Genomic DNA, 16,813 nt, shown 5'->3' on the forward strand with positions numbered 1-16,813 from the left:
CAAACCTATAGATTTGCAGCCTTCAGTCGTGCCTATTCAAAATGAAGGTGCTTCTCTGCGGAAATGATCTCAGGGGGATGCCGGCCGATGCCCCAGTTCGGCTCTGTCTTAACTGCTCTCGCTTTGGCGCTTACTGCCTATTTCGCTGTAGCTGCCTGGCAAGCAACGGCCGAGGATAGACGCGATCCACCTCCACTCATGTGGTTGGAACCCTGTGAGGCGCTAACGCAACAGTAGCCAAGGAACTCACCTCGACGTTCATTTTTGAACGGCGATAGCTCCTCCCTACAGCTAGGATTACGTCCATTGCGAGAACGCGATGGATAGGCCGAAACCGATCATCCCAATCGACATATTGCTCATAGTCGCGATCAACGTGATCGCTGCCGTAGCGGCTTATTACCTGATCGTACTTTGGGGTTTGATAGGAAGGTAAGCCAGCAGCTTATGGCGCTCTTGCGCATGACTTTGGCACGGGCGAGCGATACCCACGATCCTGCTCCCCGTTAGCCGCTACGCTTAAGCCGAAGGCTCCCGACCAACTCAGCGGCGCTGGTGTCGCCGGATCGCCGAGAGGATTTATCAATTGATACTTCCCCTTGTGGGAAGATGAGGTTCTATCTAACCGATTGACGCAATGGGGAAACGGAAACTGGTGTCCGCATAGTGTCCCTTCCGCGGGGTTCCCCGCCGATGGCCGGCGCGGGTCCGGTCCCCGTGCCCTTGTGGCCTGCGCTGTGCGGCCCTTCCTGCGGCCTTGCCGTCGCGCGGGCGCGGCCTGCCCGGTGCGCTCTATGGCCTTCCTGCGGCCTCGACGCCTGCCGCTCCCGGCGTGCGGTGCCTGCCGACCCGTCGCCTGTCGTGGTGACGCGGTCAGTGATGGGCGCGCTGCTCTCGATGTCGCTTGCTCGATGTGATGGGCGTTGCTGTCGATCCCAGTCGATCATCGACGGCGTTTTGTTGCGTCTTCGAAAGCGCACCACCAACCAGCGCATAAGGCACCCTGCAGGTTTTCAGGCAAGTCCTGATGCAGGTCCATCAACACTTCGATGGAAGAGATGTAGCCCTGTTGCCACGCATCCTTCTCGTTGTCGGTTCTAAATTCGCCCACTCGCATCTGCATCTGACGGTTCATCTTGTCCCCCGAGCGGGCCGCCCCCGGCAGAACCTACTCTGTCGGCAAAGTCGGCGCTACTATCACTGACCCTTAAACTTGGCTTTGCTTCGGTCGCCGCACACAACTGCACCGTCTGTTCGGTGACGCGGCGCGCTCGACGTGGTGATGACGCGATGAGGTGATGCTGTCCGCTATCGGTCGCCTGTCCGCGTCGTGATGAGGGTTGCGCGTGGTCGTGATCGTGATGGCGCTGCCTTGCTTGCCTGCTGTCGTCGTGAGGCTGGCCGCTTGATGGCGATGACGATGACGCGCGCGCGACTAACAAGGCCGATGTTAGTCATAGCTGCTGGCGGTGAATGTCGAATTCGAGCCGGAAACGGGCAGCTCCAAATCCCCCAAGTTGGAGGGATTTGATCGCAGCGGCTGAACCAAGCAACCATCAGCCGCGATCTTGAGGGCTTTCAAGGCGCCTTCAAAACCTCCGCGCCCCCAGGGCGGACGCCTGAAGGGCACCGGCAAGAGCATAGCGGCAAGAGCACAGCAAAAAAGCCCAGCAAGTTCAGCCGAGAGGTCGAGGATACGGTCGCCTCGATGCTGGCGGGGACCGTGGAACGATGGCGACCCTCCGCATCGGTCGTCAGGGTCCTATGAACCCCGGACCCGGCGCGGGGACCGCCGGACGGCCCGGCGCGAGGATATTTTGCATCACGAATTCCCGGGGCTCGGCATAGTAGGCGCGCATATCCTCCATGAATGCGCGCGGACCTCCGGCGGAAGTTCGGGCTGCGTGGGCCTGTCGATCACTGCTTGCTCCTGCGACCGTCACCACTCGATCTTCGCCCGCGTCGCGGCGGCGAATGTCCTGCCCTCGTTCACCCATGCATGGAGCGGTAGGTCGTTGAGCCGTTCCGTCAGCACGATCTTGGTATCTAACAGCCCGTGGCCGTCAAATTCGAAATACCAATAGCCTTTGCCCTTGGCGCGGTAGAGCTTCAGGCAGGGGTCGCCGATCAGGTGGACGACGGTCGCTGCGGTGAACATCATCAGTTATAGCTTCGTTCGATGACCAGATGACCCGGACGCCCGCGTCATTGGTGGTGTTGCCACTTGCAGCGGCAGGAAGCCACGATGACCATCTGCCCCTTGTCGAACTGCATCAGATCAACACTGGGAGCCATCTCGACATTGAGGTCGCTGCCGATCAGTTCGAAATGACTGCCGTAACCCCGCAGACTGCACGATGCAGCAGTCAGTGATATTAGGAAGGACCTGGTGCAAATCTCTTGTGAATTTTCGCCTTTTATTTGTTATTTCGCGCCACCGCAGTTCTGGTCACGCAGTGGTGCGAGACGATCGGTTGCCACGCTGCTTGAGCGCCCACAGCCGATAGGTTTCGTCCTCGAAGGCGTCATCATCGTCGCGGGCGGCACGAGCCGCGCGCCGTGCTCGCGGAAGTGATCGAGGCCACGGCCCATCGCCCTTCATCGTGTGCTGATCGAAAGTCCAATCTGCAACTGTCGGCGCGTAGCCCTTCGAGTTGAGACCGAAGACCAATCTCCGCGCCGAAGTGACAGCCCGCACGGGATTTCGGCGCGCGGCACATCATACGGATCGCGTTGCCCACCATCAGCCGGGCTTCCTATATCGCTCCCGTGAAGCGGCGACGAACGGGAAGACGTGTGGCGCGGTAACGGGCTAGTAAGTGCTGTTAACTATCAAGGTCAGGATTGCTGACGGCTGGTGAGCAATGCGCTTTCGCCGTTGATGCCTGCGTCAAGAAATAATGATGTCGTGATGAGACGACCGAAGCGACGCCGATCCATGTGCTTGAGCGCTGCATGCGCTGCAAGGGACTGCTCGGAGGTTCGCAGCTATCCGTACAAGCGCAGCCATCTGGTCGCACGGCGCGCCACCAAGATCAGCGCGCGAGTGATCCGCCGTCGCACTGGTGGCCGGGGGAGCGATGACACCTACTCAACAAACGCAGGATGATCCTATCGATGTCGAAGTTATTTTCTAGCCCATCTAAGATGCCATTCGATATGGAGCCCTTTCTGGCAAGCATTTGTCTCGGCTCCGTCCCGGCAATAGCAGAAATGAACGTCGTTGAATTGCTGAGGCAATATGATGCATCGAGCCCGAGTCATCGCCAGTTTCTTGAGACGGTACTCTCTTCAAACCAAAACGGCCTAGCGTGGGCAAACTCGTACTTGGTCGCCCGCAAGGGGACACCCCTGTATTGCCCTCCGGGCAGGCTCGCGTTGACCGGAGCCCAGATCGCGGACATGCTCAGACGTAACATCGAAGAAACTCCAGAGAACGGTGATCTCCCGTTCGGTGTTGTCATTTTGTACGCGAGCATCAAAGTGTTCCCGTGCAAGGGTGCGAATTGAGGCGATAACCTAGACGGTGTGCAACCTCTTGTCTGATTGCGGTTGCTGGCACAAGGGTTCAGCTCGTTACCGACAGCCTGCGAGGCTCGCTCTTGTCTACGAGGTCGACGTTCATAGCCGCCTCACGATGGTAGTCCGAAGATCGGGAGCTGCTATCTATTAGGCGCGTGCTGCAGGCACAGAGGTTGCAGCATCCCGACCTCGTCCTCGCAGGACGTCGTCCCGCCTTTTCGGCGGATCCGCTGAATTGCTAATTGACCATGCGGTCGCCTCCTCGCGGGTCCACCGGAACTCGCTTCCATCTGCCCAGATCCGATGCATCACGATCGCTAATTTTCGTGCGACTGCCACGACCGCTCGGCGAAGGTCGCGTCGCTTGGCCACCCTTACACCCCAGGCTTTCAATGCGGACCAACGCTGGGTGCGGGTTAGAAGCGCAAGCGCGGCCTGATAAAGTATGGTTCTGAGCATCACATCGCCGCACCTCGAAATAGCGCCATTCCGATCGGTTTCCCCAGATGCGTATTTGCGTGGTGTGAGGCCGAGATGCGCGCCAACGTCGCGGGAGCGTTGAAAGCGATCCGGGTCATCAATGGTTGTTAGAAACGTGATTGCCGTCAGCGCACCAACGCCTGTCATGAGCCGCTGACATGTCGGTTCGCGGCGTACTATCTCGAGTACCATCTTGTGGAGGACGCCGTACTGTTCACGCAGCGCGGCTCGAGCCACAAGCATTGGGCGCAGCATCGCCGCGATTCGTGGATGGCCATCTGTGAGTTCATTAGTTTGCTGCTCAAACGTCACTTGAGATATACGACCAGACAGTTTTAAGCCGAAGACGCGTAAGACGCCGCGAATTTCATTCTCGATATCGATCTGCTTGATCAGAAGCGTTTTGCGATTTGTTGAGAAGCATTCGTAGCTCCTGGCTCAGGTCACCCTTGATATGAACGACGGTGTACCAGCCGACCCGCATTACCTGTGCAATAGCGCGAGCGTCATTTCGATCGGTCTTAATCGGCATTGTCTTAGTCACGCCACGCAGTCTTCGGGGATCGATGCAGACCGCGTATAGGCCGGCAGCACGCAGTTCGCTGTACAGCCAGCGGGCGAGACCACCAATCTCAATCCCGATCTTGACAATGGGCAATCCGCTTTCGTTGAGCCAGGCAACATAGCCTCCCCGGCGTGCTTCCAGACTATGCGGCTCCAGTGATCCGCAACACCGACGCAGGGAGCGAGATGACGCTGATGCGCTGGGGCATGCCGCCACCCCCGCGCCAGGCGGACCACTAGGTCACCAACATCGAGATACGCCGTATCTTTACACTGGGCGCATCAGGCGCCGCCAACCGCTCGGGTGATCGTGCCGCTGCCGCCACAGTTAGGACAGGGCGAGCCGTTGATGCGGCCCTTCCCATTACAATCCGGGCACACGTCTTCGCCAGTGCCTGTTGTTCCGGGGGCGGCTTCATCTCCGGGATTGAGCATCCTCGGATTGCTCGCTTGCATCTGGGTCCGCGAGGTTGATCCAGCATTTTGAGGATTGGCCTTGTTCTTCATATGCTCGCCTCCTTGGCTTTGGTCGAGAACACGCCATCGCGAAAGAGGTTGCTATTAAGTAGCGCTAAAGAGTGAAGCCGTCGCGATGCCCGTGATCCAGATGACCGACAAGGAGCGCGATGTCTGGATGCGCGCGCCATGGGATGAGGCGAAGGCGTTGCAACGACCGTTGCGGAACTACTCGGGCTCGATGATTGTTGCGCGCGGCGCCCACAAGGAGGATCGCGCGGCGGCATAAGCCATAGCATTCACTAAGAAAAAGAGGAATTAACCTTCCGTTAACCATAACCGTTCAGCCTGCTGTCGGGGCAGCTCGATGGAGTAACGGCCATGTACGACCGAGCAGCGCAACCCGATGGGAATTTGCTTTCTGCGTTCGCGTTGATGATTGGTGGCACATTAGGTATCAGCCTGCCGATAACGCTGGCTATCATTTGGATTTGCGCCTAACGGCCTTCCGATATTGCGCCGCCGCTCTTTGTCGCTCGTTGCTTGTACCGGCGCAGCTTTCGGACCCAATCGGCGAGCCCTAGCATCATCGACGGCGACACGCTCGAAATCCACGGCGAGCGCATGGCAGTTCCATTCGGTCGAATACCGACGCGTCGCAGCGTGTAACTCAAGCAACGATGGAACTCGGCAGGGCACAAGCGTATGATCTTCAGTATGGTGCCGAGGATCGCGCTGCTCGTCTACAGTCTGATAAAACCGAGGCCGCTAACCGTGAGACTTTTTTTGCGAGGGTGCAGAAAGAAATCAGCTACAAACTTGAGGATGTTCGCACCGCCGATAAAAATCTGGTAGGAGCAATAACGCGTGCCGCGACACTGAAGGGCGATGCAGAAAAGTATGATTGGACGGTGCCGATCACCTACAAGGTCGAGCAAACTTCTGATGGAAGGCTCTATGTAGCTGTGTACGGCTTGAAGAAGTCTTAGCGTGAGAAAACACCCTCGAAACGTCAAAACTGGATGGCGCCGCTGACTACGCGCGGCATCGCGCAGCTTTTCTAGTAGGACATTTCAATGAGGGACGAGTTGATGCCCCGATTGGCCCGCCTGACTAAGGTCCACGGCTTATTTTTGGATGGCAAAGACCTGGTGGTCCAATGCGCCACGAACACGGTGGAGCGCGGCGACTTAAGTTTGCCGATAGCGGAAGCGTTGAGGCTCTGTGAATGGCTTTCGAAACTCCCTTACTCAATCGCGTTAAACACGGACGAATATTCAGTAACTTACGAGCCGATGCCGTTACTCGCGCAATTGACCAAAGCGCATGCCATCGTGTCGGTTGGCACGACCGTTGTAGTTCAATGCGCCACGGCCACGGTGGAGTGGACCGACATAACAATACCAATGGAAGAAGCGGTCAAGCTACGTGAGAAGCTTTCGACGTTGCTGAGTTCGTTCGCGCCTCGAAAAAAGGCAGAGGACGGAAAGCCCGAGCGCGTTTTGCGTTTCCCTCGACCAGTCAGTTTGGAAGCGGTACTTGAGATACAGCGATTTCATTACCGCGCAAATCGGTACATGCAGGCACTCACCAGAGAGGAATTAGGCCAACGCTTGCAGGACGTAATGGCGAACGTAATGACGCTTCGCGACGACGGTAAGTACACCTTGCTAACGCCGAAGCGGAATGGAATGCATTCGCCGACGCGCAACATCGACTTTCTGCTTCTCTATACCGAATTGGGCGAGGAATTTCTAATTCGAGGACTACTTAATGGTGAGCAATCCGCTAACCCGCCGGAAAAGATCAGGCGCTTGGATGACGAAAGTTGGTGTCGTCGGCCCGAGTGGGTGAACGCCTCTCAGCATTCGCGGGAAAGCTATTTCAACAAGCCAAAGATGCTCTTCAAAGTTGGCAAGGCTGAACATATGCGCGCCTTGTATGAACGGGGCGAAGTTTTCGTCAAACCAGCGTCCGCTTTCGCGCTTGCAGATGGCGCGGCGCGTCAGGATGACGAACTGACGAAGAGTTGGTATCGCGAGGGGCAGAAAATAGAGTTTACTACCAGCGACTACTATTGTTGGTGCTGTGCTTCCGTCTACGATTATCGTTTATTTTGGGATTTCCAGAGCGACGGAAAACCCGCAGATGCGTGTCTAGCGATCCGTGACCCAGACAGTTTCATTGAGAGACTTGCGACAGCGGTGGCAGCGCAGGTGTCAGATGTGGAACGTGTGCGTCTTATACCGGCGTACTATTACGACCCGCTTTCCGTTTCAGACGATCCGGCCGAATTCGGCGCCTATCAAGATGAAGCCATCCAATGCGCTATTGTTTGTGCAGTAGACGTGGGGCGTCCCATTGGAGACATCGGACAACAACCAAGGAACCAAATCTATGGCCAGTTTGATTGAGCAACTACGAGCGGAACGAACCAGCTACGAAGAGCTCCGACAGCATGCCGCACACGTCACAGAGCAACACCCGGACAGCGATCTCGGTATCGCGATGATTGAGAGATGCCGTATCCTAGACGCTGCTATTGAAGGGATCGATCAGGCTCTGAAAGTCGCTGTCTGATGAGAGTGTCCGATCTTGGCCCGAAGGCGTTCGGAAAGCCATATAGGTTCGTTGATCGGTTAAGACCGACGGCTTTCGCCTCCACCTAGAGCGCGTCTGATAACGCGCGGCGGCCATAATTCAACCGGCCGCTATCCCTGGATCGTCGAGGCCGCGCGCAAGGTCCGCCAGAAGCAATTCGTGCTCGATGGCGAAGCGGTCGTGCTGGGCATCGATGGCGTCTCAGATTTCAACGCGCTTCACTCGCGCGGGCACGACGATTGGCGACCTTGGGCTTGATCTCAATAGAGCGGGTCGAGCTGCCCAGAGCCGCACCGCCGCATAATGATTGGGTTTCTTCACACGAGGTCGAGCCGGACTTCTGTGAAAGTCAAACTCCGGTTTCATCAGCGGAACAGTGGCGCGACAATATGCCCAATGCGGTTATTATTGCCTTTCTCAAAAACCGGGAGAGCATAGGCGCTACAGGCAAGCACTCCTTGCCATCTGCTGTCCATAAAACGGCGACGTACCGAACTCTCCGTTTCTTCGAAGTGGCAGCATTGGTGCCATCGGCAGGCTCTTCGAAACTTCCGCCTTTCTGAATGCCCATCGGACCCGCGCTTGTATGCGCATTCCTTTGCGGAGAGAGGAGGATCGCATGGCTGGTCTCACAGACGGCTTGCTCGCATATTGGACATTCGACAACACCGCTACCGATGCATCCGGTAACGGCAATACCCTGGCGTTGAACGGCGGAGCGACTTTTGCTCAAGGCTTGTTTGGTCAGGGGCTGAGCCTGGATGGGCAAGGCGGCAGCTACGCAGTGGAGGTCAACACCAACCCGGCCTGCGAGAACTGCGACAATCTTGCAGCGCAATCGAGGATGGCGGACCGTTACTCTCCATCGCGTTCCACTACGGGTCAGTTAAATGGGAGGGCGTAACCATGACTACTTACGATGTAGACCTCTCGGTTGGGACCGGCACGGTCGAGGGATCGATTCAAACGGATGGGACTTTGGGCGTTTTATCCCAAGCTGATATCACGAATGCGAACCTGACTTTGACTAATGGCTCCTACACCTGGACGATTACGGGAGCGCAGTCTTTTTCTTTGTTTGGGACGGACTTGTCAGCGACAACCAGCGGGCTCTTCTTCAACTTTGACGGGAGTGGTGGAGGCTTCGTCTGGCAACAATTGGGCTTTGAAGATACAAGCGGCCTCGTAAGTTCACATCCTTCAACTATATCGTTTAACCTACAGTCAGTTGGTGACCCATTCAGTCCGATTTGGGTCCCATACACTGGCAACGTTGAAATTGCCCACGTTCACGCTGAGATCACTGGTACCAACAAGGCAGACACACTCACCGCCGTAACGGGCGAGGCACATTTCGTGTACGGGCTGGCCGGTAACGACATACTTCAGGGCCTAGCAGGGAATGACTACCTCGACGGCGGGTCGGGGCAGGATAGGATGGCCGGCGGTGCTGGTAACGACACCTACGTGGTCGATAACGCCGCTGACGTAGTAATAGAAAATTCCGGCGAGGGCACTGACACCGTGCTGTCCTCTATTAGTTTTACGCTGGGTGCAAACCTTGAGAACCTGACGCTTACTAGCGGCAGCCAGGGGACTGGTAATTCTCTGGGCAACAACATCACCGGCAATAGCGGAGACAACACACTATCCGGCCTTGCTGGAAACGACGTACTCGATGGAGGAGCCGGCAACGATAAGCTAATCGGTGGGCTGGAAGCGGATAACCTGACCGGTGGGGCCGGAGCCGACAGCTTTGTCTTTTCCGCCCTCGCAGACAGTACGTCCGCCGCGTTTGATATCGTGCAAGATTTCGTTCATGGCGCGGACAAGATCGATTTAGGGGCCATTGACGCAAACGTCGCCAAGAATGGTAACCAAGCATTTGCATTCGCCGGTCAAAGCAGCGACGCCGTTGCTAACAGCGTGACTTGGTACGAGAGCGGCGGGAACACCTTCGTGCAGGCCGATGTGAATGGCAATACGACTGCGGACGTTTTGATCGAATTGGCGGGCACCAATCTCCATCTCAGCGCCTCGGACTTTTTGCTGTAGCTCGTGGCCATAATGGGCGATCGGAAGGTCCTTCAAAAGTTGCGCCTTTCTGAAATACCGCCTTGCGTGCGGATGCGCATTCCTTTGCGAAGAGGAAGCGGCAACTGGCTTATTTCACGGTTCTATGACGTGACTGTTCAGGTCTCGGATGGCAACGGCGGCATCGACACACAGGCGATTGCGGTGAACGTTGCCTCGTTGAAAGACTGGCGACGGTAGATATCAGTACGACACAACAATCAAGGGGAGACACCAAGATGCGTAAGACCCTGTTCGCCATGATGTTAGTCACGGGTTTCGGAACGCCGGCAGTGGCGGACGATGCGGACACGATCAAAATCCACAGCGGCTGGAAGCTGATCCAAGAACGCGTGGACAAAGGTGTTGCCTACGGCACTCTGTGGGGGGTCACCTTCAACGACGCCGGTAGCGGGGTTCTGCACAAGGCGCCTGCATACGGGACCTACAAGCTTGTGCAAGAGACCGGTAAGGGCGAAGGCGAACTCACTTGGGGGACCGGCGAGGACCAACTGACAGGGACGTTTACCATAACGGCCACGCCCGACGGTAAGGCAACAGGCGAGAACATCGTCAAGGGGGCCGGAAAGTTTGCCGGAATATCCGGCGGTCCATTTGAGTGTGCTTTTGTGGGAAAGCCCGAAGATCAGCAGGCGTGGTGTGCCGAGGTGTTTAAATCGAAAAATTAGGTCCTAGCGGATGATGATCTTGTGTGGCCCCAGGGCTTGAATAATCGTCGGCGGATTACGTCGCTTTATCTGGGCTGTGTGACGGCTCTTAGAGGCTCACACATAGCCCGAAAGCTGGTTGCCTCATCCTCGCGCTTGCGCCAGTGAGTCCGCCGCTTCCTCTCAATCGCCATCGCCTTGCGCGTCACCACGTCAGAGATGATCTCATCAATCTCACTTCCATCGAGCGTTCGCTTGATGCGCAGCGAACTGGACAGCACGATCAGTAGATCGCCATACGGCATCAACAAATCGCGCGCGGCGACATCGCAGTGCTTCAAGAAGCTCTCAATGGCTTCCTCGCTCTTGCAAATGAGCAGCGCCAGCTCACGCGCCTGGCGAAGGTCGTCAGCAGCACAGCAGGTTGACCGTCGAGCAGCATGCACTCCGCCGCCCGACCAGCAAAGAATTATTTCGCGTAGACGTTCCCGAAAGCATCGGTGACCAAAGGAGACGGTCGCCCCAATATATTGGATGTCCACCAAAGGCTAAATCGAGCGTTCGCACAGGATCTCGTCCGACTGCCAAGTGACCGACCGCGAGACAGGGGATGCAGCCCGGATGCGCTTTCGGCGGAGCGTAGACCGGCGGCCCCTGCCCCCGTTTGCTCGACCGAAGTATCAGTCGCTCCCATTGGCGAAGCCAAACCAGGCGAATGGGAGCGCGATGATGCAGAGCGCCGCCATGGGAAAGAACGCCGCGCCGGCATAGGAAGCATACAGTGCGCCGGACAATAAGGTCAGTACTGCCGTTAATAATCCCGAGCCGAACGCATAGAGAGCTTGCGCAGTTGCGGCGACGCTTGCTGCGACCAGCGTTCCCATCATCCGCATGCAAGCGAGATGGAGCAGAGCGAACGTTAATCCATGCAATGGCTGTATCAGCGAGAGCAGCAACACGGAGGTGGTCACGCCCGCTACGGACCAGCGGACGATTCCAGCCGTAGCCGCCAAGATAGCTGCGCCGCGCACGCCAAACCTTTCCAGGAGTGCTGGACCGACCAGCATGAACACCAACACCTCAGCGACCACCGCTTCCGACCACAAAAAGCTAATCGCCGAAGTGCTGATGTCCGCATCGCTCCACCTGATCACTGCAAATGCATCGTGCACTGCGTGACTGCCGTAGATCAAAGCCGATGCGATAATCATGATGCGAAACTGCGACTCGCTCATCAGGGCTTTCAGCCCTGACACAGCGAACGACGGCGACCTCGATCGGGCCTGCCCAGGTAGCAATGAAGTGGCGCCCGTGGCGGCGATCAGGAAGACAGCGTTCATCCAGATAACCGGCGTGAGATCCGCTGGGCTGACGAGTTGTCCGGCGGCCAGTGTTCCTAGGACAAAAGCCGCGGAGGCAGCCCCCCGTATCCACCCGTACTCGAATGGTCTTCCCCCGAAGCGAGGCCTCGCTGTATTGACCGATAATGCATCGGCGATCGAGGTGGTAGGGGCGAGAGCGGCAGCCTGAACCAACGCGACAAGAAGCAACCACGAAAATCTATCAGCCCAGAGCAATGCGACGGCTGCTGAGGCCGCCACGGCAGCACAGCCTGCGAGCACGAGACGCAATGACCCGAGCTGATCCGCCAGCCTAGAGACCAACGGTCCGGAAACCAGCCGCGTCAGCATTGCGGCAGCGAGGATCAGACCGATCTGCGGAGACGCCAGGGCTCTCGTTTCGAAGAATTTTGGCCAGAACGGAGATGCAGCGCCGAACGCCGCGTAGAGGGCGACGTAGAGGACTATATAGGCGATTGGTGCGGGAATGCGCACAGGAGCCTTATCAGTTGTTTATAGCCCGCGTGGCGTGCGAACGCTGAGCCAAGGCGCAATTCAACTCGGAGCTGGCTCCGACAGCGAAGTTTGGCCGCACAGACCAGTCGGATCAAGTTGGTCCGCACGCCCTGTTGACGAACTGTCGGCCTGCTTCTCTGTTCTGCAGCACTCCGGGCGCCTCCAAGCGAGTACCGTAGGTCAGTCGTGTGTCGCGCGCCATGGAAAACTGCCCCCTCGGCTCGATGAATCTCGTCCCCTCGCCGCCTTCGCCGGCATCTGGACGAACTGGACGAGCGCTCGCAAGGCAAAGGAAGGCGAGCTCAACGTCGAGGTTTTCGGGTTCCTGACGTGCGAGCCCAACGCCGAGGTGAAGCGCGTGCATCCCAAGGCCATGCCGGTAATCCTGACCACGACCGAGGAGTACGATGTGTGGATGCGGGCACCATGGGATGAAGCCAAGGCGCTGCAGCGACCATTGCCGGACGGCACGTTGAAGATCGTCGCGACTGGCGAGAAGGAAGACCCCTCGCCGCAAGCATAGCATTCTGCACAGGCGGTGCGGAACAGGTGGACAATCCGCAGCTCTGCCGATTGCGAATCCCTGCCCGTGCTAACCGCCCGGAACGAGCACGTGGGCGTAAGGATTCGCCCGCCAGGAGCCAACGCGATGCTGATGACGAAGGAACGACCTGCCATAAGGACCCTTCGTGGATGGGCCATTTCCGTGCTGCAGGAAGCCGGCGCTATCCGGGAGTGCGAAGAGCAAGGTTGGATGCAGGACCGGGCCGATCCGCACGCGCGGGAGCGAGCTTTCGAATTGGCCACGCACGAACCTCCTCCCGGAGCGTCTCCAGACGGAGCTGTCACAGAATTGCGCGAATTTCTGGAGTCAATCGGCGACACTTCCCCCCGAGTGCTCACCAAGGACGGTGTCTACGCGTTAGAAGAAGCTCGGACCGGCGTCTTGGGGTTTGTTAATATGAGCCAGAGCCACGCGATATGTTTGCGAGCCAAGGGGCGCCAGTTGAGTGTCGGCCCGCAGTTGATTTGAACGTACATTGTGGTCAGGAGGACATAAGAAGAGGGTCGGTCTCTTGTCCGGGAGGCGAGAATGCGTGCCGTACTTTGCTCGGCGTTCGACGGGATCAAATCGCTAACAGTGGGCGATACGACAGAGCCGCAGCCGGGGCCTGACGAGGTCCTGATAGAGGTGCATGCGGCCTCGGTGAGCTACATGGACTATCTGATGGTCTCGGGTGGCTACCAAATGCGGCCGCCCCTTCCTTATGTGCCAGGAACGGACGCTGCCGGAGTGGTGGTCGCGGTGGGCAGCGAGGTCGATCGATTTCGCCCAGGCGACCGCGTGACCTGCGAAAACTGGTATGGCGGCTTCGCAGAACGAATGACCGCAAAGGCCAGCCGAACAAGCCGCCTGCCCGATAACGTTGATTTTGGCGTGGGCTCGACCGTATTGCATGTTTATCTGACGGCCTATTACACACTGGTGGATCGCGCCCGCCTTCAATCCGGCGAGACTGTTTTGGTGACGGGTGCGGCCGGCGGCGTGGGTCTTGCCTGCGTCGAGCTTGCCCACATGCTCGGTGCACGCGTCATCGGTGCTGTCGGCGCCGCCGCAAAGACAGCTATCGTCCGCGACTACGGCGCCGAAGCAGTCATCAATTATTCCAGCGAGGACGTGCGTGACCGGATCAAGGCGCTTACCGCGGGTGAAGGAATCGACGTCTGCGTGGACAATGTAGGTGGCGCCTTGTTCCAGATACTGGCTCGCCTCGTACGATGGAACGGAAGGCTGTTGCCGATCGGCTTCGCTGGCGGAGAGGTGCCCTCTCTCCCGATGAATCTTCCCCTCCTGAAGAATTATTCCGTCGTCGGTGTGTTCACCGGCGCCTGGGCGGACCGCTTTCCGGATGAGAGCTCACGCGCCGCGGACAAGATCTTGCAATGGATCAGTGAAGGTAAGCTGCGCCCTCACGTCGATCGTGTGCTGCCCTTGGAGCAAGCGGCCGAGGCGATGAGTGCGATCGAAAACCGATCGGTCGCAGGTAGAATTGTACTTCAGGTGAGATGATCCGATCCTACGACGATCGATGTTAAGTTGAGGTCATCAGCGGCCCAATCAAAGGCATGGCCCGGGAAGGTGGATTGATATGCAGACGCTGACCATCCCTCGCCGCTTTCGTGGTCCGCCGAATTCCGGCAACGGCGGCTATGTGTGTGGGATGCTTGCACGGCGAATTTCCGGTGCCTCGGAAGTAACCCTACGCGCTCCACCTCCCTTGGAGACAGAGCTGGATATTGTGGAGCTCGAGACAGGCGAGTGGGAGCTGCGCCAAGGCACCGCGGCAATAGCAATCGGCCGGGCCGTGACGCTCGACGTCAGTCGCCTTGAGTGCGCGACCTATGCTGAGGCTGTTGAGGCTGAGAAACGAACTCCACTCAAACCCCATGACCATCTGCTACCAATGTGCTTCGTTTGCGGGCCCGAGCGAGCGCCCGGTGACGGGCTACGGCTTTTCGCGGGGCCGCTGCTGCAAGGCCGCAGCGGAGTATTTGCTGTACCTTGGAGGCCTGACGCCTCTCTCGCTTCCGACGATGGGCTGGTTGCGCCTGAGTTCGTGTGGTCGGCGCTGGACTGTCCGACTGGCTATGTATCCCAGTTCGATCCCGAAACCCGAAACTTCACTGTTTTGCCGATCTTGCTCGGCCGCCTTTCTGTGCGCATCGATCGGCGTCCGCGACCGGGCGAACGATGCGTGGTGACATCCTGGAAAATTGGTAGCGAAGGCCGCCGTCTTGTCGCCGAAGCTGCGCTCTTTGGTGAAGAGGAGAACTTGCTCGCAGTCGGCCGCGCCATCTGGATTGTCGTTGATCGGCAGGTGCAGCTCGGATTGAAATAGAAAGCCGCGGCTCCGCAGGCCGGACCATCCACATGCACGCAATGCCGATGTCACCTTTGAGCCTCATGCACCGCAGCAACAAGGGTTTCTGTTCGATCACCTCGTCGGCACCCGCGAACCGAGCCTATTCGGGCAACCCAGCTTTGCGAAGACCCTCGGTATACAGCTTCCAGCGTGATTGCCCGCCCCGGGCGATCCACGCAGATATTGTAAAGGCGGGATCGACTTTAAGCACATGCGCCGCCCACTCACGCGCCTCTGCGTCGCGTCCGAGATGGGCGAAAGCGGCGGCGAGACAGCGGTAAGCCGACGAATAGGGGTTCTGACGAAGGGCCTTCTTTCCAGCGACGATTGCCTCGTCAAAGCGCCGAAGCTCAATTAAGGCCACCCCCATCCCAGTAAACGGCCGGTATAGCAGCGGGTCTACCGGGCTCAAGCGGATAGCACGTTCAAAGCTGCGGAGCGCTTCCTCCGGCTGAACTGCAATTATATAGACCCAACCTCGGCCATTCCATGCATGATGTGAATTTGGATTGAGGTTGACCGCCCGCTCTACCATTTCGATCTCACGTTCACTATCGCTGACCATGAACGCCGAGGTTGCGGCAGCCATTGCTAACGCGTCTGGATCATCATCGTCCACGCTCAATGCATAGCGAGAAAGCCGGATTGCTTCCTCGCGCTCGAAATTAGGATCGTCAGCATAGCCAAAAAAGACGTTGTTCATGTGACAGACACCTGCCAGAGCAGCGACAACGCCGAACCGGGGATCTAGCTCCAAAGCCCGACGAGCCAGCCTGATCGCCTCGGCCACCCCTTCGCGGGTCATTGGGTAGTAATGTTGCGCGGCTCGAAGATAGAGATCATACGCGGTGAGGTTCTTCGGTCGTCGCCGCGCCGCCTCCGCAAGTTCTGTTTGAAGTAATTTCGGGTGAATGGCTGAGACGACCGCAACTGTGACTTCGTCCTGAAGAACGAAAATGTCAGTCAGGTCGCGCTCGAACCTGTCCACCCAAATGTGCGCGCCTGTCACCGCATCAACCAACTGCCCAGTGATGCGAACTTTGCCTGACGCCTTGCGCACCGACCCCTCAAGGACGTAGCGCACGCCCAGTCTGCGCCCGACTTCCTTAATATCGACGGCTCGGCCTTTGAAGGTGAAGCTAGAATTACGAGCGATCACGAACAACGATTTGAACCGCGAGAGCGCGGTGATGATCTCCTCAACCATTCCGTCCGCAAAATATTCCTGCTCGGGATCGCCGCTCATGTTATCGAACGGCAATACCGCGATGGAGGGCTTGTCGGGGAGCGCAAGAGCGCCCTCGGGCGCATCGCCCGGATCCGGGCCCGCAACTTCTCGCGTCTCGTGCACCGGTCCGATGAAACGGAAGCCCTTGCGCGGTAACGTCTTGATCAGGCGCTGTTCCTCCCCGGAATCGCCGATTGCGCTTCGGGCGACATTGAGCCGGGTCGTAAGTGCCGCATCCGAAACGCTGCGCCCGTTCCAAATGGCATCGATGAGGTCGTCTTTAGTGACGACGCGCTCCCTGTTGCGGATCAGGTATTCGAGCAGATCGAACACCTGTGGCGCGACGGAGACAACGTCCGCCCCGCGATGCAGCTCGCGCCGCTCAGTGTCGAATGCGTACTCCTCGAAAAGATAGCGCAAGACGCGAAACTCCTTGGACGA

The 16,813-nt window shown here is 58.0% G+C and carries 18 protein-coding genes and 2 pseudogenes; 12 read left to right on the forward strand and 8 right to left on the reverse strand.

The annotated features are described in order from the left end of the window. Positions 1-943: 943 nt before the first annotated feature. The 5 genes from ACRQ5Q_RS42750 to ACRQ5Q_RS42770 form a co-directional block, all read right to left on the reverse strand. Positions 944-1,135: a hypothetical protein gene (locus ACRQ5Q_RS42750; protein WP_439400279.1), complete on the reverse strand. Its 192-nt coding sequence runs from the start codon at positions 1,133-1,135 to the stop codon at positions 944-946. A gap of 804 nt (positions 1,136-1,939) precedes the next feature. Continuing rightward, a complete protein-coding gene (locus ACRQ5Q_RS42755; protein WP_439400280.1) occupies positions 1,940-2,161 on the reverse strand; it encodes a hypothetical protein in 222 nt (73 codons plus the stop codon). A 1,508-nt stretch (positions 2,162-3,669) separates the two neighbouring features. Beyond that, positions 3,670-4,257 carry a transposase gene (locus ACRQ5Q_RS42760; RefSeq protein ID WP_439400526.1) on the reverse strand — a complete coding sequence of 196 codons (588 nt, stop codon included), beginning with the start codon at positions 4,255-4,257 and terminating at the stop codon, positions 3,670-3,672. Positions 4,258-4,369: 112 nt separating this feature from the next. Continuing rightward, positions 4,370-4,660 carry an IS110 family transposase gene (locus ACRQ5Q_RS42765; protein WP_439400281.1) on the reverse strand — a complete coding sequence of 97 codons (291 nt, stop codon included), beginning with the start codon at positions 4,658-4,660 and terminating at the stop codon, positions 4,370-4,372. A gap of 188 nt (positions 4,661-4,848) precedes the next feature. Further along, a complete protein-coding gene (locus ACRQ5Q_RS42770; RefSeq protein ID WP_439400282.1) occupies positions 4,849-5,073 on the reverse strand; it encodes a hypothetical protein in 225 nt (74 codons plus the stop codon). Positions 5,074-5,158: 85 nt separating this feature from the next. On the opposite strand from ACRQ5Q_RS42770, the gene ACRQ5Q_RS42775 reads away from it, so the two are divergent. The 8 genes and pseudogenes from ACRQ5Q_RS42775 to ACRQ5Q_RS42810 all read left to right on the forward strand — a co-directional run bounded on the left by ACRQ5Q_RS42775 (position 5,159) and on the right by ACRQ5Q_RS42810 (position 10,385). Further along, on the forward strand, positions 5,159-5,311 hold the full coding sequence (locus ACRQ5Q_RS42775) for a hypothetical protein (protein WP_439400283.1): 153 nt from the start codon (positions 5,159-5,161) through the stop codon (positions 5,309-5,311). Positions 5,312-5,702: 391 nt separating this feature from the next. Continuing rightward, entirely contained in the window at positions 5,703-6,011 is a 309-nt protein-coding gene (locus ACRQ5Q_RS42780) for a hypothetical protein (protein ID WP_439400284.1), read from the forward strand. A gap of 87 nt (positions 6,012-6,098) precedes the next feature. After that, the gene (locus tag ACRQ5Q_RS42785; protein WP_439400285.1) at positions 6,099-7,436 is read left to right on the forward strand and encodes a hypothetical protein; all 1,338 of its coding nucleotides are present in this window, start codon (positions 6,099-6,101) and stop codon (positions 7,434-7,436) included. A gap of 253 nt (positions 7,437-7,689) precedes the next feature. Beyond that, a pseudogene (locus ACRQ5Q_RS42790) lies at positions 7,690-7,860 on the forward strand (DNA ligase); the annotation flags it as partial. 382 nt (positions 7,861-8,242) lie between these two features. Then, positions 8,243-8,527, forward strand: coding sequence for a hypothetical protein (locus tag ACRQ5Q_RS42795; protein WP_439400286.1), 285 nt, complete (start codon positions 8,243-8,245; stop codon positions 8,525-8,527). Positions 8,528-8,529: 2 nt separating this feature from the next. Beyond that, positions 8,530-9,678, forward strand: coding sequence for a calcium-binding protein (locus tag ACRQ5Q_RS42800; RefSeq protein WP_439400287.1), 1,149 nt, complete (start codon positions 8,530-8,532; stop codon positions 9,676-9,678). A 12-nt stretch (positions 9,679-9,690) separates the two neighbouring features. Continuing rightward, complete coding sequence (locus tag ACRQ5Q_RS42805) at positions 9,691-9,897, forward strand: hypothetical protein (RefSeq protein ID WP_439400288.1); 207 nt, start codon at positions 9,691-9,693, stop codon at positions 9,895-9,897. 38 nt (positions 9,898-9,935) lie between these two features. Beyond that, positions 9,936-10,385, forward strand: a complete 450-nt coding sequence (locus tag ACRQ5Q_RS42810; RefSeq protein WP_439400289.1) for a hypothetical protein — start codon at positions 9,936-9,938, stop codon at positions 10,383-10,385. 65 nt (positions 10,386-10,450) lie between these two features. On the opposite strand, the gene ACRQ5Q_RS42815 is transcribed toward ACRQ5Q_RS42810, so the two are convergent. Further along, the gene (locus tag ACRQ5Q_RS42815) at positions 10,451-10,906 is read right to left on the reverse strand and encodes a hypothetical protein (RefSeq protein ID WP_439400290.1); all 456 of its coding nucleotides are present in this window, start codon (positions 10,904-10,906) and stop codon (positions 10,451-10,453) included. A 138-nt stretch (positions 10,907-11,044) separates the two neighbouring features. Next, entirely contained in the window at positions 11,045-12,199 is a 1,155-nt protein-coding gene (locus tag ACRQ5Q_RS42820) for an MFS transporter (protein ID WP_439400291.1), read from the reverse strand. A 244-nt stretch (positions 12,200-12,443) separates the two neighbouring features. On the opposite strand from ACRQ5Q_RS42820, the pseudogene ACRQ5Q_RS42825 reads away from it, so the two are divergent. From ACRQ5Q_RS42825 to ACRQ5Q_RS42840, 4 genes and pseudogenes are all read left to right on the forward strand, one after another. Continuing rightward, positions 12,444-12,743, forward strand: a pseudogene (locus tag ACRQ5Q_RS42825) (SOS response-associated peptidase family protein); the annotation flags it as partial. A 126-nt stretch (positions 12,744-12,869) separates the two neighbouring features. After that, positions 12,870-13,253: a hypothetical protein gene (locus ACRQ5Q_RS42830; protein WP_439400292.1), complete on the forward strand. Its 384-nt coding sequence runs from the start codon at positions 12,870-12,872 to the stop codon at positions 13,251-13,253. Positions 13,254-13,313: 60 nt separating this feature from the next. Further along, positions 13,314-14,291 (forward strand): NADPH:quinone oxidoreductase family protein, encoded by a 978-nt coding sequence (locus tag ACRQ5Q_RS42835; protein WP_439400293.1) that lies wholly within the window; start codon positions 13,314-13,316, stop codon positions 14,289-14,291. A gap of 79 nt (positions 14,292-14,370) precedes the next feature. Next, positions 14,371-15,120, forward strand: a complete 750-nt coding sequence (locus ACRQ5Q_RS42840; RefSeq protein ID WP_439400294.1) for a hypothetical protein — start codon at positions 14,371-14,373, stop codon at positions 15,118-15,120. A gap of 124 nt (positions 15,121-15,244) precedes the next feature. Here the strand turns inward: ACRQ5Q_RS42840 and ACRQ5Q_RS42845 are convergent, their stop codons facing one another. Further along, a complete protein-coding gene (locus tag ACRQ5Q_RS42845) occupies positions 15,245-16,792 on the reverse strand; it encodes a winged helix-turn-helix domain-containing protein (protein WP_439400295.1) in 1,548 nt (515 codons plus the stop codon). Positions 16,793-16,813: the final 21 nt, after the last annotated feature.

It is taken from the genome of Bradyrhizobium sp. PMVTL-01, assembly GCF_051861855.1.
Taxonomy (GTDB): Bacteria; Pseudomonadota; Alphaproteobacteria; order Rhizobiales; family Xanthobacteraceae; genus Bradyrhizobium.